At 72.2% G+C, this 15,151-nt stretch carries 16 protein-coding genes; 7 read left to right on the forward strand and 9 right to left on the reverse strand.

Annotated elements, in window-relative coordinates; all coding sequences use genetic code 11:
• Genes L3X23_RS03870 through L3X23_RS03900 form a run of 7 tightly spaced genes read right to left on the reverse strand, consistent with a single transcriptional unit; the run spans position 1 to position 5,369 of the window.
• On the reverse strand, positions 1-978 hold the full coding sequence (locus tag L3X23_RS03870; RefSeq protein WP_237190717.1) for a dihydroxyacetone kinase subunit DhaK: 978 nt from the start codon (positions 976-978) through the stop codon (positions 1-3).
• Positions 975-1,379 (reverse strand): hypothetical protein, encoded by a 405-nt coding sequence (locus L3X23_RS03875; RefSeq protein WP_237190718.1) that lies wholly within the window; start codon positions 1,377-1,379, stop codon positions 975-977. The genes L3X23_RS03870 and L3X23_RS03875 overlap by 4 nt, the downstream gene beginning before the upstream one ends.
• Complete coding sequence (locus L3X23_RS03880; protein ID WP_237190719.1) at positions 1,373-1,816, reverse strand: hypothetical protein; 444 nt, start codon at positions 1,814-1,816, stop codon at positions 1,373-1,375. The genes L3X23_RS03875 and L3X23_RS03880 overlap by 7 nt, the downstream gene beginning before the upstream one ends.
• A gap of 10 nt (positions 1,817-1,826) precedes the next feature.
• On the reverse strand, positions 1,827-2,672 hold the full coding sequence (locus L3X23_RS03885; protein WP_237190720.1) for a 3-keto-5-aminohexanoate cleavage protein: 846 nt from the start codon (positions 2,670-2,672) through the stop codon (positions 1,827-1,829).
• Positions 2,657-3,463, reverse strand: coding sequence for an SDR family NAD(P)-dependent oxidoreductase (locus L3X23_RS03890; RefSeq protein WP_237190721.1), 807 nt, complete (start codon positions 3,461-3,463; stop codon positions 2,657-2,659). The genes L3X23_RS03885 and L3X23_RS03890 overlap by 16 nt, the downstream gene beginning before the upstream one ends.
• Complete coding sequence (locus tag L3X23_RS03895; protein ID WP_237190722.1) at positions 3,460-4,014, reverse strand: VOC family protein; 555 nt, start codon at positions 4,012-4,014, stop codon at positions 3,460-3,462. The genes L3X23_RS03890 and L3X23_RS03895 overlap by 4 nt, the downstream gene beginning before the upstream one ends.
• Complete coding sequence (locus L3X23_RS03900; RefSeq protein ID WP_237190723.1) at positions 4,011-5,369, reverse strand: MFS transporter; 1,359 nt, start codon at positions 5,367-5,369, stop codon at positions 4,011-4,013. The genes L3X23_RS03895 and L3X23_RS03900 overlap by 4 nt, the downstream gene beginning before the upstream one ends.
• Positions 5,370-5,541: 172 nt before the next feature.
• On the opposite strand from L3X23_RS03900, the gene L3X23_RS03905 reads away from it, so the two are divergent.
• The 3 genes from L3X23_RS03905 to L3X23_RS03915 all read left to right on the forward strand — a co-directional run bounded on the left by L3X23_RS03905 (position 5,542) and on the right by L3X23_RS03915 (position 8,058).
• Positions 5,542-6,333, forward strand: coding sequence for an IclR family transcriptional regulator (locus L3X23_RS03905; protein WP_237190724.1), 792 nt, complete (start codon positions 5,542-5,544; stop codon positions 6,331-6,333).
• 591 nt (positions 6,334-6,924) lie between these two features.
• Positions 6,925-7,458 (forward strand): hypothetical protein, encoded by a 534-nt coding sequence (locus tag L3X23_RS03910; protein ID WP_308116865.1) that lies wholly within the window; start codon positions 6,925-6,927, stop codon positions 7,456-7,458.
• 51 nt (positions 7,459-7,509) lie between these two features.
• Complete coding sequence (locus tag L3X23_RS03915) at positions 7,510-8,058, forward strand: RNA polymerase sigma factor (protein ID WP_237190725.1); 549 nt, start codon at positions 7,510-7,512, stop codon at positions 8,056-8,058.
• A gap of 401 nt (positions 8,059-8,459) precedes the next feature.
• On the opposite strand, the gene L3X23_RS03920 is transcribed toward L3X23_RS03915, so the two are convergent.
• Complete coding sequence (locus L3X23_RS03920; RefSeq protein ID WP_237190726.1) at positions 8,460-9,767, reverse strand: ROK family protein; 1,308 nt, start codon at positions 9,765-9,767, stop codon at positions 8,460-8,462.
• A 23-nt stretch (positions 9,768-9,790) separates the two neighbouring features.
• On the opposite strand from L3X23_RS03920, the gene L3X23_RS03925 reads away from it, so the two are divergent.
• Genes L3X23_RS03925 through L3X23_RS03940 form a run of 4 tightly spaced genes read left to right on the forward strand, consistent with a single transcriptional unit; the run spans position 9,791 to position 13,685 of the window.
• Positions 9,791-10,639 (forward strand): phosphoenolpyruvate hydrolase family protein, encoded by an 849-nt coding sequence (locus L3X23_RS03925; protein WP_237190727.1) that lies wholly within the window; start codon positions 9,791-9,793, stop codon positions 10,637-10,639.
• A complete protein-coding gene (locus L3X23_RS03930; RefSeq protein ID WP_237190728.1) occupies positions 10,636-11,442 on the forward strand; it encodes an SDR family NAD(P)-dependent oxidoreductase in 807 nt (268 codons plus the stop codon). The genes L3X23_RS03925 and L3X23_RS03930 overlap by 4 nt, the downstream gene beginning before the upstream one ends.
• Positions 11,443-11,460: 18 nt before the next feature.
• Positions 11,461-12,699, forward strand: coding sequence for a Tm-1-like ATP-binding domain-containing protein (locus L3X23_RS03935; RefSeq protein WP_237190729.1), 1,239 nt, complete (start codon positions 11,461-11,463; stop codon positions 12,697-12,699).
• The gene (locus tag L3X23_RS03940; RefSeq protein WP_237190730.1) at positions 12,696-13,685 is read left to right on the forward strand and encodes a Gfo/Idh/MocA family protein; all 990 of its coding nucleotides are present in this window, start codon (positions 12,696-12,698) and stop codon (positions 13,683-13,685) included. The genes L3X23_RS03935 and L3X23_RS03940 overlap by 4 nt, the downstream gene beginning before the upstream one ends.
• Before the next feature lie 23 nt (positions 13,686-13,708).
• Here the strand turns inward: L3X23_RS03940 and L3X23_RS03945 are convergent, their stop codons facing one another.
• Positions 13,709-14,977 (reverse strand): transposase, encoded by a 1,269-nt coding sequence (locus tag L3X23_RS03945; RefSeq protein WP_237190731.1) that lies wholly within the window; start codon positions 14,975-14,977, stop codon positions 13,709-13,711.
• Between the last annotated feature and the right edge of the window lie 174 nt (positions 14,978-15,151).

The raw sequence follows: 15,151 nt of genomic DNA on the forward strand, positions 1-15,151 counted from the left end.
TCACCAGCTCAGTGCGGAGGTGTGGATGGGCGCGTCCCAGAGCCGGAGCAGCTCGTCGTCGGCGCGCACGAGGGTCACGGAGAGACCGGCCATGTCGAGCGCGGTCACGTAGGAACCGACCAGGGAACGGCTGAGCTCGACGCCGAGGGAGTCGAGCCGGGCGGCGAGCTCGCGGGCCGCGATCGCCAGCTCGAGACCGTGCGTGGCGCCCAACCCGTTGACGATCGCGATCACGCGGTCGCCCTTCCGCAGGCCGAGCGCGGCGACGACCGGGTCCGCGAGCAGACCCACGAGCTCGCGCGCGGGCTCGGCCTTGCGGACCTCGATCCCGCGTTCGCCGTGGATGCCGACGCCGAACTCGATCTCGCCCGGGCCGAGGGCGAACGTGGGCTCGCTCCGCCCGGGCGGCGTGCAGGCCCGGAAGCACAGCGCCAGCGACCGGGCGCGCTCGGCGACCCGCTCGGCGACGGCCGCCACCTCGTCGAGGTCCGCGCCCGCCTCGGCCGCCGCCCCCGCGATCTTCTCGACGGCCAGCACCGCCGCCGTGCCCCGCCTGCCGGGCCCCGAGTCCTCGGTGGCCAGGTCGTCGGCCACGAGCACGGAGCGCACCGCGATGCCCTCGTCGGAGGCGAGCTCGGCCCCGATGCCGAAGTTCAGCCGGTCCCCGGTGTAGTTCTTCACCACCAACAGCACCCCGCGTCCGCGGTCCACGGCTCGCACGGCGTCGCGCACCTGGAGCGCGGTGGGGCTGGCGAACACGGCCCCGGGCACGGCGGCATCGAGCATCCCGGGGCCGACGAACCCCGTGTGCAGAGGCTCGTGGCCGGATCCTCCGCCGGAGACCACGGCCACCTTGTCGACGAGCGGAGTACGCACGACGTGGGCCGGGTCGGGGATCACGGTGAGCCCCGGTTGCAGGCGCAGCCCCTCCAGCGCGTCGGCGACGGCGTCGTCCGGGTCGTTGAGCAGTGCGGTCATCGAGGTCCTTCCTCGCGTAGTCGGGCCACGGCGTCCTGCACGGTGTCGCCGACGGTGAGGCCCGCCGCCTCCGCCGTCCGATTGACGTGGGTGAGTACGCCGTTCTCCCAGGTGTCGCGGCCGTCGCTGATCCGGGCGGTCAGATGTCCCACGGCGCCGCCGGGGATGCCCGCCGCGTCGAGCAGCGCCAACCCGGCGACCCCGGCCTCGTCCTTGCCCACGCCTGCGTCGTTGAAGAAGACGGCGGCGCAGCGGGCCAGGACCGCTATCCGGCCGGACTCGGTGCCGCCGTTGGACGCGGCGACGAGGACCTCGCCCGCGTCGTCCCGCTCGGCCTGGGACATGCTGTCGAGGAGCTGGACCCGGCCCCCGGTCCGGTCCTCGACGGTCTGCCTCAGCATGCGGCGAGCCCGCCCGACAGGCGCTCGACGAGCGCGAGGAACTCGCGGCGCAGCGGGTTGCCGAGAACGACCCCCGCGGCGATCGCCGAGGCGTTGGCGACGCTGATCAGGCCGTTCTCCCAGGTGTCGGTGCCGTCTCCGATCCGGGCGCTGTCATGGCTCACGGCCACACCGAGGACGCCTGCGTCGTCCAGGGCGAGGAGACCGGCGACGCCGGCCCGGTCTTTCCCGATCCCCGCGTCGTTGCAGGCCACGGCGGCGACCCCGCACCGGCGGGCGTACTCGCCCGCGCTGGTGCCGCCGTGCGACCCGGTGACCACGAGGTGCCCGGCGAGGTCGGGGGTGAGGAAGGAGACGGAGTCGGTCACGGCGATGCGGAGGCCGTGCCGGCTGGCCACGCAGCGGACCTCGCCCGCGTGGTCGTCGACGAGCAACATCGGAGTCCTCTCAGGATGCGGTGAGTGCCGGCGCGCCGAGGATCCGGCGGGCCGCGACGGGATCGGCGACCTCGCGGCCCAGCCGACGGGCCAGGTCCGCGAGCTCGCGGACGAGCTCGGCGTTGGTCGGCAGGCCTCGGGACCGGTGGGGGTGGTCGCCCACCCCCACCGCCAGGTGCCCGCCCCGGCGGATCACCTCCGGTGCGAGCGTGAGCACGTCGGCCCGATGGGCGGACACGACCCACGCACGGGCACGTTCGGGCAGGAACGCCAGATGGGCGTCGAGCCCTGCCCGGGTGGCGGGATGCGCGGGGAGGAACTCGGGCCCCCCGAGCACCAGCTGCACGACCGCCGGGCCCGGCCACGCCGCGAGGTGCGCGTCGATCGTGCGGCTCCACCCGACGGTGAAGCTGGCCAGCCAGGGGACGAGGCCAGACCCGGCCGAGGCCGCCAGCAGGGCCGTCACCGTCGCCGTCGGGGTGACGAGGACGCGGTCGCCGGACTCGAACGACGCGGTGCTCGGGTCGTAGCGGTCCATGGCCGCCGACCCGGCGTCGATCACCAGGAAGTCGGAGCCCGCGTCCGGCACGCGCTCGCCGGCGGTCCCACGGGCGAGCGCGGGAGCGAGCAGCACCTCACACCGCGCCCGGATCGCCGCGGCGGTCGCCGTGTACGCCGCAGGCGAGTGGTCGGGGGCGCCGTCGGCGGTCCGGGCGTGGAAGTGCACCACGCTCGCGCCCGCCGTGGCGCAGGCCTCGACGTCGGCCGCGATCTCGTCCGCGGTGAACGGCACGTGGGGGTTGGGGTCGCGCGGCGTGTTCTCGTTCGGGTTCACCACGATCACGAGCGGGTCCATGTCGCCTCCTCGAGCCCGGCGGTCGCTGCGGGAACCCGCCAGCCCGGGCCCGCGGTCTGGCCGCCGTCGACCACCCACGTCTGTCCGGTCACGAAGCTCGCCTCGGGTCCCGCCAGGAAGGCGATCACCGCCGCGATCTCGGCGGGACTGCCGTAGCGGCCGAGCGGTATGGCGTCCAGCACGGCACGGCGGACCTGCGGCGGCTGGGCCGCGGCGACGAGCGGGGTGTCGGTGGCGCCCGGAGCCACGCAGTTCACCCGGATCCCGGCCGCCCCCAGCTCGAGCGCGAGGACCGAGGTCAGCGCGACCACGGCGGCCTTGGACCCGGCGTAGGCGGCGCGGTGCTGCCCGCCGCGCAGACCCGAGACCGAGGAGACCGTGACCAGCGATCCGCCTCGGTCCCGGGCCAGCATCAGGCGTGCGGCGGCCCGGCACACCAGGAACGTGCCCACCACGTTCACGTCGAAGGTCTCGCGCAGGTCGGTGACGGCCGCGGCGGTCGCCGCGTCGTTGCGGACGATTCCCGCGCACGTCACGACGGCGTCGAGGCCGTCGGCGATCCGGTCGGCGCGCAGACCGGCGGCGTCGACCGCGGCCTCGTCGGTGACCTCGAGCGCCATCGGGTGCAGCCGGGCGTCGTCGGGCAGCCGGTCCAACGCCCGGTCGTCCCGGTCCGCGGCGACGACCGTCCAGCCGTCGGCGAGCAGCCGGGTGGTGGTGGCCAGCCCGATCCCGGAGGCGGCACCGGTCACGAGCGCGGTCCGCACGGGCGGCGTCGTCCGGGCGGTCATCGGGCTCGCTCCAGGAGCGTCGCCATGTCCCGTACCGGGTCCGCTCCGGTCCAGCCCTGCGCGGCGGCCGCGACCGCGGCGAAGAGCGCCCCCTTGGCCCCGGCCGTCTCCGACAGCTCGACCATCGTGCCGGGGTGGGCCTGTTCGTGCAGGTAGACGAACCGCTCGTCGGAGCGGCCGCTGCCGCTGCAGCCCTCCTGGGACACGGTCATCCCGCGCTCGGTCGCGACGCGCAGCGCGGCGTCGAAGTCGGCGGGCCAGAACGCCACGTGCTGCAGGCCCTCCCGACCCGCCCGGCGGAAGTCGCGGAAAGCGGAGGGATGGTCGTCGAGAGGCTGGATCAGCTCGATCTGGATGCCGCCACTCTGGGCGAGTGCCACGGAGATCGCGGCGTCGCTGGGTTCGCCGCGGTAGCGGAAGCCCTGCAGCGGCTGCCGGGCGATCCGGAAGAAGGGGCCCACACCGAGCACGGTCGTCCAGTGCGCCAGGGCGGCGTCGAGGTCCGCGACGACGTAGCCGTTCTGGCGGATCGGGCCCCACACGGCGTTCACGCCGAGGCTCCGACCGCGCGCCGGGTGGCCCGCTTGAGCCCGAGGATGAGCAGCGCGGCGATCGCCATCGCGGCCCCGAACGCGGCGATCGCCAGACCGAAGCCGCCGGTCGCGTCCTTGATCAGCCCGGCGACCTGCGGGCCGAAGTAGCCACCGAGGTTGCCCATCCCGTTGATCACGCCGAACCCGGCGGCGAGCGCCGCGCCGGTGAGGAAGCTGGCGGGGATGGTGATGAACACGGCCATGGCCGTGTAGAGGCCGATCCCGGCGATGCAGAACCCGGCGACGGCGAGCGGCGGCACGCTGATCGACAGCGCGGCGAGGAGGAACCCGACCGCGGCGGTGACCGCCGCGGCGAAGAAGTGCCAGCCTCGCTCGCCGGTCCGGTCCGAGTGCCGCATCCACCACACCATGGGGCCGATCGCGAGCAGTGGCGGGAGCGCGGCGACCCAGCCCACGGCCGTCGTCGTCATGCCGAAGCTCTTCAGCATCTGCGCGATCCACAGCTGGTAGCCGTTGAGGCTGAAGGTCACGCAGAGGAACACCGCCACCAGCAGCAGCACCCGGGGCTCGGCGAGACCACGCCGGAAGGAGTGCTTCTCGTGCCCGACGGTCTCGCGGTCCTGGTTCTCCAGGGTCCGGCTCAGCCAGGCCCGTTCGGGTGGGGTGAGGAAGCCTGCCTCCGACGGGGTGTCGCGCAGCCGGAGGAAACAGGCGCCGGCCATCAGGACGGCCGGGACCCCGGTGAGGATGAAGATCCAGCGCCAGCCGGAGAGACCCAGGAGGCCGTCCAGGGCGAGCAGGTGGGTCATGATCGGGGTGCCGAGACCGGACAGGCAGATGAACGTGACGATCCACGACATCGCCATGCCGCGGCGGGCGTGCGGGAACCACCGGGAGACGAAGTACAGCATCCCGGGGGAGAAGCCCGCCTCGGCGACGCCCAGCAGGATCCGCATGACCGCGAGGCTGGTCGCGCCCTGGACGAACGCCGTGCCGATGGTGACCAGGCCCCAGGTGAGCATGATCCGGGAGATCCACTTGCGGGCACCGACCTTGGAGAGCACCCAGTTGCTGGGCGGCTCGCAGATCGTGTAGCTCCAGAAGTAGACGCCGGCGGCGAAGCCGAATGCGGTGGCCGAGATCCCCAGCTCGTCGTTCATGGTCAGGGCGGCGACGCCGATGTTGAGCCGGTCCAGGTAGAGCACGATGTAGCAGACCCCGATGAGCGGCAGGAAGTGCCGCGCGACCTTGCGGACGACTGCCGCTCCGTCGACCGGTGGGCCGGTCTCGACGGGTTCCGATGGCGCCGGGGACAGGGCGCCGCCGCCGTGGTGCTGTTCGGGTCCGAGCACGGTATCCACCTCGATACTGGCCGCAGGAGTACGGGACGAGCGTGGCGGAATGCTGGACCCCGGCGGCGGCGGGCTCAATGCCCGTGTTCGGGTCATCCGAACGGTCCCGCCCGTTCCGATCATCGGGACGGCAGGGTGGACGCGGGGCGGGCAGCGGTCCGAGACTGGGCGTGTGTGTCCCGCTCATCGAGACGAGGGTGAGATCAGCGGCGTCGGTCGGGCCGTCGCCGTCCTCAAGGAGTTCCGCGGCGGCGCGCGTTCCCTCGGGGTCTCCGCGCTCGCTCGGCGCACGGGCCTGCCCAAGGCGACGGTGCACCGGCTGCTCAACGAGATGGCGCGCGTCGGACTGCTCGAACGGGTCGGCACCGACTACCGCCCCGGCCTGCTGCTCTTCGAGCTCGGTCAGCTCGCACCGTCGAGCCGCACCCTGCACACGGCGGCACGGCCGCACATGGCGGTGCTGCACGAGGCCACCGGGCACAACGTCGGGCTGGCGGTCCTGCAGGACCGCGACGTCGTCTACGTGGAGATCCTCCGCGGCCGCATGGCGCCCCGGCTGCCGCAGCGGACCGGCGGACGCTGGCCCGCGCACGCCAGCTGCTCGGGCAAGGCGATGTTGGCGCACGCCCCCGCCGCGCTCCTGGACGATGTGCTGGCGGGCCCGCTGCCCGCCCTCACCCCGCAGACCATCGTCGACCCCACCGAGCTCCGCCGCGAACTGGACCGGATCCGCCGCACCGGGACCGCGTTCGATCGCCAGGAGTCCTTCCCGACCGTGACCGGAGTGGCGTCGCCGCTGCTCGACGGTGACGGCACGGTCGTCGGTGCGCTGTCCATGTCCGGGCTCGCCGGACGGATCAACCTCAGTCGGCTCGACGCGGCGGTGCGGACCACGGCACTCGCCATCAGCCGCGACATCGCGGAGGCCGAGCTGATCGTGCGGCCGGTGCTGCGGCGGGCGTGAGGGCCGGGTCGTGCCAGTCGCCGACCGGCCGGTGTCCGCCGGACTCGGCGAGGCCCTCGCTCCACGACCCCGGGACGGCGGCTCGCTAGGCTGTCGCGATGAGTGATGGCCCTGCCGTCGCGATCGTCGAACGTCTGCTGGAGAACCGCGAGACGTTCATCGCCGCTCTCATCGGCGAGATGCGCACGCGGATCCCCGAGCTCGACCACGACGCCGCGATCGTGCGGCTGCTCGAGGCGAGCGTGTCGGAGAACGTCGTGGGCGGGGTGAACTCGCTGATCCGGGACGTGGACGCCGGTTCGGTCGACGCGCCCGACTCCGCGCTGGCCTACGCCCGGGCGCTGGCCCGCAACGGGGTGCCGTTGTCGGCGCTCATCCGGGCCTACCGAGTGGGGCACGCCCGCTTCACCGATCTCGTCTTCCAGTCCGGTGAGCAGGTCCCGGGTGAGGTGCGGGTCGAGGTGCTGGCCCGCCTGCTGCGCCGCAGCACGGCCTGGCTCGACGAGGTCACCTCACAGGTGGTGCGGGCCCAACCGCAGGTTCCGGTTCGGCCCGGCCGCGTTCAAGGTCGACTTCGCCGTCGAGGGCGGCGTGCCCTGGACCGCCCCCGAGGCGCGCCGGGCCGGCACCGTCCACGTCGCGGGCAACGCGGCCGAGGTCGCCTCGATCGAGCGCGAGGTTCACGCCGGGCGCATGCCGCAGCGCCCCTTTGTGCTCGTCGGGCAGCAGTACCTCGCCGACCCCAGCCGCTCCGCGGGCGACATCCACCCGCTCTGGGCCTACGCCCACGTCCCCCGCGGCTGGACCGGTGACGCCACCGAGGCCATCACCGCCCAGATCGAGCGGTTCGCGCCCGGGTTCCGGGACCGCATCGTCGCCACCACCAGCACATCGCCCGCCCGGTTCGCGGCCGACAACCCGAATTTCGTCGACGGCAACATCCTCACCGGCGCCAAGGACCTGCGCCAACTCGTCTTCGGACCCCGCACCACCCTTCAGCCCTACGACACGGGTCTCCCCAGACATTTCCTGTGCTCGGCCGCCACCCCGCCCGGTCCCGGCGCCCACGGGATGGGCGGCGCCCACGCGGCGCACCGCGCACTCCGTCACCTCCGACGGTCCTGACGCCTCAACCCTCCCTCCGGCCCCGAGCGGAAAGCCGATGCCACCATCGACATGGTCGACGAACAACCGCCACCGGCGCCTGCCCGGCAACGGCACAGTGACCAGCACGCCGTCGAGGTGCTCTACCGCCGCCATCGCGACGCGGTGTTCCGGTATATCTCGCGGCAAGTGTCCGACCATGCCACCGCCGAGGACCTGACCAGCGAGACGTTCCTGCGGGCGCTGCGGTCGTTCCACGCGTTCGACCCGGCACGAGGCGAAGTCGGGGGCTGGCTGCACACCATCGCCCGCAACCTCGTCCGCACCTTCTACTCCTCGGCCCGCTCGCGCCGGAAGGTTCTCCACGACCAGGAGATCGAGCGGCCCGACCCCGGCCGCTCGCCGGAGGAGATCTGTCTCGGCAGCGAGGAGACCGCCGTCCTGAGGATCTTCCTCGCTCGGCTCACCCCCGACCAGCGGGCCTGCCTCGTGCTGCGGTTCTACGACGGCCTCACCGTCGACGAGACCGCCGCACGGCTCGACCGCCGACCCGCCACCGTCAAGCACCTGCAGTATCGAGCGGTCCGCAGCCTTGCCAACGCCTTCGCGACGTACGTCTGAGGGGCGCGCAGCAGGACGGCGCCGGTGCCAGGCTGCCCGCCGCTCGCGACCGCGATCGTGGACGTCCCGATATCGTTCGGCACGGTCCGCCGCTCGACGGTGGAGAAGCAGCCGTCTGTCGGCCCGGCGGGGCACGTTTTGGGGCACACTTACGTCCGATCGCCGGTCCGCGGGTTGACCACGGCTGATCAGCAAAAGCAGCTCTGACCAGCAGGGTAGACTCTCCGCGATCATGGCGGGCGGTGCCACGGGGGACCCGTCAGGCCGTCGGTTCGAGCCCGACCTGCCCCACGGACTTCAGTATTGCGGCAGCTCAGGAAGGGTTCTCTGGACGGTTCACGTTGCTGGAAGATCAAAAGAGACTGATGTCGGGGTCAGTGGCTGCGCGCAGATCCGCAGTGTCATGCCCCGGTCAGTTCGCCGAAGTAGGCGTCGATCCGCTCCGGGCTCAGCGCGTGCTCGATCACGGTGAGGGCGGCGCCACGGATGCCGGCATCGTCGCCGAGGCGGGACTGTTCGAGCGTCAGGGCCCGTGCGGAGGTGGGGAGGGCGTTCTTGTAGATCGCCTCGTGCATTCCAGCGAGGAACTGCTCGCCCGCGTCGACGAGGTAGCCCCACACTGTGACGACGTCCGGGTTCAGGAGATTGATCGCGGATGCGACGACCTCGCCGATCTGGACGCCCGCGTCCCGCACGGCTTCGAGGGCGTCCACCACGCCACGGCTGGCGAGCGCGGTGACGTCTCGGGCGGTGTGGGCGTCGTGGCCTTTCGCTCGTAGCGCGGAGGCCAGGACTGCGCCGCCTGCGACCGTGTTGAGGCAGCCGCGGCTCCCACACGCGCAGGGACCGGTGGCGCCTGCGATCTTCGAGTGCCCGATCTCGCCGAAGAGGCCACCCGCACCGCGCACGACCTCGCCGTTGATCACCAGACCTGCGGCCACCACAGTGCCGACCTTGAGGCAGAGCAATGTCGTCGACTGGGGCCAGGACGTGCGGTGCTCGCCGACGGCGAGATAGTTGACGTCTCTGTCGGTGAACACCGGACAGTCGAACCGCCCGGCCAGGCGTGCCGTGATCGCATCGCCGTCCCACGGCACTCCGCCGCCCCCGTTGCGGGCGGCGATCTCGATGTCGCCCGGGAGTCCGATGCCGACTCCGTGCACTCGGCGTCGGCCGCCGACGGCGTCCAGGCCCGTGGTGAACCGGTCGGCGAGCATGGCGCTGACGGCGTCCGGGCCCTCGGCCACGTCGAGATGGACCTGGTCGATCCACAACACCTCGCCGGCGAGATCGGTCACGGCGGTGAGGGTGCCGCTCATGCCGACCTGGGCGGCGAGAGTGACCCCGGCTCCTCCGTTGAACGCCAGCCTGCTCGCCGGGCGCCCGCGCCCGGACGAGGTCTCCCCGTCGGCGACCACCAGATCGTGTCGCATCAGCAAGTCGAGGCGTTCGGTGACCGTGGACCGGGCGACCCCCATCGTCGTGGCCAGCTCGGTCGTGGTGGTGGCCACGCCGCGCCGCACCAGGTCGAGGACTTCGCCCGTGCGAGCGACACGGGGCGGCGCCGCGAGCGTGAGGCGCCCGGCGCTCGTCACGGATCGGTTCACACACGCACTATACGTCGACTCGATATCGCCGTACAGCCTATTGACAGCGATCGTCGCCGTCTTTACGTTGCTCATCGACATAAAGAGCGTGGTGCCGGTCACTCCCGGCGGAACGGAAGAGGGCGATGACAGGATTCGACAGGGCGGCGGTGGTCGACCGGCTGCGTGGCCAGGTGGCAGCGGGCCGGGCGATCGTCGGCGCCGGTGCGGGGACGGGCATCTCGGCCAAGTTCATCGAGCGCGGCGGCGCCGACCTGATCATCATCTACAACTCCGGCCGTTTCCGGATGGCCGGGCACAGCTCGATGTGCGGCCTGCTGGCTCTGGGGGATGCGAACCAGATCGTCATGGAGATGGGCGAGCGCGAGGTGCTTCCCGTCGTGCGGGACACCCCCGTCATCGCGGGCGTCAACGGAACCGACCCCACCCGCCGGATGGACACCCTGCTCACCGCGCTCCGGGACGCCGGGTTCTCCGGGGTCAACAACTTCCCGACCGTCGGGCTGTTCGACGGGCGGATCCGCCAGGAGCTCGAGGCGTCCGGGATGGGCTTCGAACGCGAGGTCGAGATGATCCAGACGGCCCACGAGCTGGGCCTCTTCACGATCGTCTACGTGTTCACGCCGGAGGAGGCCAAGGCGATGGCCGCGGTCGGGGCCGACGCGGTGATCGCACACATGGGCCTGACGGTCGGTGGCAGCAACGGCATGGACACCGACGGCGCCTTCAGCCTCGAGGACTCCGTCGGTCGGGTACAGGCGATCGGCGACGCGGCGCTGCGGGAGAACCCGGAGGTCGTCGTGCTCTGCCACGGCGGCCCGATCGCCGAACCGGAGGACGCGGCCTACGTCATCGCGCGGACGAACGCCGTCGGGTTCGTCGGAGCCTCCAGTATGGAGCGGCTGCCGGTGGAGGTCGCGCTGACCGACACCACTGCGGAGTTCAAGAACATCCCGGTCGGAGGAGTCGCATGACGGACCTGTCGGACACCTTCGACTGGGCCGCGGTGGGGGAGGACCTCGCCGGGTCGGTCACGCTCGTCGCGGGTGGCGCCCGCGGCACCGGCAGGCTGGTCGCATCGAACCTGCTGCGTCTCGGCGCGCGGGTCGCGGTCGTGGACCTCGACCCCGGACGTGTCGCGGAGGTCGAGAAGGACTTCTCGGAGTACGGCGACCGCTTCCTGGGTCTGTCGGGCGACTGCACCGTGCGGTCGGACATGCAGGACACGGCAGCACAGGTGGCTGAGCAGTTCGGCGCCCTCACCGGGCTCGTCTACTGCGCGGGGGCCTACCGCGCGCAGCGCCCGACCCTGGAGGTCGACGCCGACGAGTGGGACCTCATCCTCGACTCCAACCTCAAAGGCGCGTTCCTGACGGTGCAGGCCGTCGTGCCCCAGCTGCAACGCGCAGGCGGCGGCGCGATCGTGGCGATCTCGTCGCTGGCCGGCCGCACCTCGAGCCCGTTCCTGGGCTGTCACTACTCCGCGGCCAAAGCAGGGGTGCTGGGGCTGATCCGGCACGTCGCGAAGGAGTTCGGCCCGACCGGGATCCGGGCGAACTCGCTGTGCCCCGGCGGGATCGTCGGGGACCGGATGAACGACCTGCTCACCGAGCTGCACCGGGAACAGGACCTCGTCGAGCTCGCCAAGCAGACGCCGCTGGGGCGCAACGTGCACGAGCAGGACGTGGTGGGGGCGGTGCTGTTCCTGCTCTCCGACCTGTCGCGGTTCGTCACCGGCGCCACGGTGGACGTCAACGGCGGCATTCTGACCGTCTGAAGCTGGAGGTGTGAGCTCATGTCCACTGTCGCACTGCTCACCGCCCTGGACACCAAGGCGGCCGACGCCGCCTACCTGCGGGACCGCCTGCACGCCGCGGGGCATCGGGTGTTGCTGGTCGACGTCGGGGTGCTCGGCGAACCGGGCGTCGTCCCGGACGTCACCCGCGACGCGGTGGCGCGCGCCGCGGGCACCGACATCGTCACCCTGCGCGCGCGGGCCGACCGCGGCCACGCTGTGGCGATGATGGCCGCCGGTGCCACCGCTGTGGTCCTCGACCTGTCCGGCCGGGTCGACGGCTTCATGGCGATCGGGGGCGGCGCGGGCACCACGATCGGCTGCGCGGCCCTGCGCGAGCTGCCCTTCGGCGTGCCGAAGGTCGTGCTGACCACGGTCGCGGCGGGAGACACCGCCGGCTACCTCGGCACCAGCGACATCGTGTTGGTTCCGTCCGTCGTCGATGTCGCGGGCGTCAACCGGATCAGCGCCCGGACCTACGCCCTGGCAGCGGACGCGTTGTCCGGCATGGTCGACGGCCTGGCGAGACCCACCCCGGTCGCCGAGGATCGCCCCGTCGTCGCGGCGTCGATGTTCGGCGTCACCACCCCGTGCGTGACTCGGGCCCTGGAGCAGCTCGAACGGGCGGGCTGCGAGGTCCTGGTCTTCCACGCCACCGGCGCCGGAGGCCGGACGATGGCCCGGCTCGTCGCGGAGGGTCGCGTCGACGCCGTGCTCGACCTCACGACGACGGAGTGGGCTGACGAGATCGCAGGCGGCATCCTCTCGGCGGGCCCGGACCGGCTGACCTCGGTCGACGTGCCGCAGGTCGTGTCCTTGGGTGCCACCGACATGGTCAACTTCGGCTCGCCGGAGACTGTTCCGGCCCAGTACGCCGGCCGCCTCCTGTACCGGCACAACCCGCAGAACACCCTGATGCGGGTCTCGCCCGAGGAGGCCGAGCGGATCGGCGCCGCACTCGGTGCCGCGCTTGCGAGTGCCACCGGGCCGACCGTCCTCCTCATCCCGTTGCGTGGAGTCTCGGCTCTCGACGCGCCCGGCGCCGCCTTCGAGGACCCCGTGGCCCGCATCGCGCTCGTCGACGCGGTGCGGGCCCGGTTGGGCGGCTCGAGCGTGTGCGTCGAGGACCACGACCTGCACCTGAACGATCCCGCCTTCGCCGACCTGGCTGCGAGCCGGGTCCTCCAGCTACTCGAGGAGAAACCGATGACCCACGCCGTCGAGAAGGCCCGGTCATGACCGCGCTGCGCGTGGCCGTGGTCGGACCCGGCCGCATCGCCGTCGCCCACCTGGACGCGATCAACGCCGCCTCGGACGTCGCCCGACTCGTTGCCGTCTCCGGGCTGCCGGCGGAGCACGACCGCACGCAGGCCCTCGCCGCCCGGTTCGGCGCCGAGCGGACCGAAGACGACGTCCGGGCGATCACCGAGGCCCAGGACATCGATGCCGTGGTCCTCACCGTGCCGAACCACCTGCACGCGCCGCTCGCCACCGAGCTCCTCGCCGCGGGCAAGCACGTGCTCGTCGAGAAGCCTCTCGCCACGACGGCGGCCGACGCCGACCTCATGATCGACGCCGCGGACCGCCATGACCGGACCCTGATGGTCGCGCAGTGCCGGCGTTTCTTCCGTGGCGCGCAGCTCGCCAAGCAACGGATGACCGGGCTCGGCGGCCCCGTGACCGTGGTGCACCACCTGGGGGTGTTCGCCGAAGGGGCGGCGGCGAGTTGGTGGCGTTCGGCCGCGGACACCGGCGGTCTGGCGATCGGGCTGAACGGGCCGCACGTCGTGGACACGATGACCTGGCTGATCGGTGCCCAACCCGTGCGCGTCTACGCCCGCACCCGACGACTGCGCGACCACTGGGAAGGCGAGGACGAGGCTGTGCTCGTGATCGACTACGCCGACGGCAGCCTCGGTACCGGCTACCTCTCGGTCAACGCGCGAGTACCGGTCAACGACCGCTGGATCACCGGCCCCGACGCGACCTTGCGGCTCACCGACGACCGCACGCTCCACCAGGACGGTACGTGCCTGCTGGAGGAACCGGTCACCCCTTACATCGAGGGTGACAGCGCCTTCCGGGCCCAGTTCCGGGAGTTCGCCGAGGCCGTCCTGGACAAACGCGAGCCACTCGCCTCAGCTCGTGAGGTCCGGTCCGTCTCGGCGGTACTGGAGGCGGCGCTGCGGTCCGCCGACACCGGCCTCCCCGTGGACCTCGCATGAGACACCCTCTGTCAACCTTCGGGTCAGGCGGCTCGGCCGAGGGCTCGGTTGCGGTTGGCGACGTGGACGGCCTCGTCGTAGAGGACACCTCGGGTCAGGCAGTGCCAGAGGATCTCCAGCCAGCGGTTCCCCAGGGCCCGCAGCGCGTTGTGGTGACTCTTTCCGGCAGCGATCTTCCCGTCGTAGAACTCCCGCGCCCAGCCGCTTCGAGTAAGGCTGCAGAACGCCCATTGGTGCACGGCGTCACCGAGGTATCTGTTGTGCGCCAGGCGTCTCGCGACGACGAAGTCGCTTTTTCCCGAGCGTCGGGTGACCGGGGCTCGACCGGCATAGCACTGCAGACCGTTCGGAGAGTCGAACTGCCCGAGGTGCTCACCGATCTCACCGGCGACCCGAGCTGCGAGTCTGTCTCCCAGGCCGGGGAAGCTCAGGTAGATGTCCCCGCCCGGGAAGGCCTTCCCCGGGTCGGGCTCCTCCACGGTGTGATCACGCCGGGTTCGCCGCCCTCCCAGGAGCAGCTCACCCATGCGCTGTTCCCAGCCGCGGCGGGCCTCGTGCAGGGCGAGGAGCTGGACCGCGGCCAGCCGGATCCCGGCGGCCTTGGCGCGCACGAGGTAGTCCCGCGTGGGCAGCGACGGCACGGTCAGAGCGGCGGTGACCCGGTCGGCGAAGCGGCCGGGCCAACCGTGCCGGCCGGCGCGGGCGAACGCCTCGAGCTCGTCGCGGGTCGCAGCGGCGAGCTCGTCCTGGGTCGGCCAGCGCTCCAGCAGTCGCAGCACCGTCGGAGCACCGAGGTCCTTCCCGGCAATGATCAGCGCGGCGGGGTAGGTGGTCTGCAGGTCGGCTCGGAGCCGGTTGAGCAGGCGGCGTTGGTCACGGGCGGCGCGTTCGTCGTCGCGGCCGATTGCGCGCAGCTCGCCTGCGATCGGCCCGTGCGGGACCAGCGTCTTGAGCACGGCGTGGCGGTCGAGCGCCAGCAGACAGCAGATCCTCGCGTCCTCGGCGTCGTCCTTCTTCCGCGCCGGGCCGCGGCGGCGGGCCACCAGGTCCGGGTTGACCGGCAACACGGTGAACCCGGCGTCGAGCAGGGCTTCGACGAGCAGCCCGTGGCGGGTCTCGATGACCACCCGGACCTCGGCCGGGTCGGGCTCCAGGCGCAACGCACGCTCGACCAGAGCAGCGACACCGTCCGGTCCGTGCGCGATCCGGAACTGCTCGACCACGCCTTTCTCCACCGTGCCGAGGGCGACGTCATGAAACTCCTCAGCCCAGTCGATGCCGATTCCCAGCACCCGCTTCTCTCCTTCCGCCGATCACATTCTGCTCGCTGTGCTCGGCGGACCGGGAAGGCGCTGCGTCGTGCTGATGAACCAGTCCTCGCGGGACCACACCCTCCTGGACATCAGACCTTCGCCGGGGCCCGGCAGGGGCGCCGTCTCATGCCAGTCCTCAAGGGACAAGCGCCG

This window comes from Pseudonocardia sp. WMMC193 (assembly GCF_021728735.1).
In the GTDB taxonomy this organism is placed as follows: Bacteria; Actinomycetota; Actinomycetes; order Mycobacteriales; family Pseudonocardiaceae; genus Pseudonocardia; species Pseudonocardia oroxyli.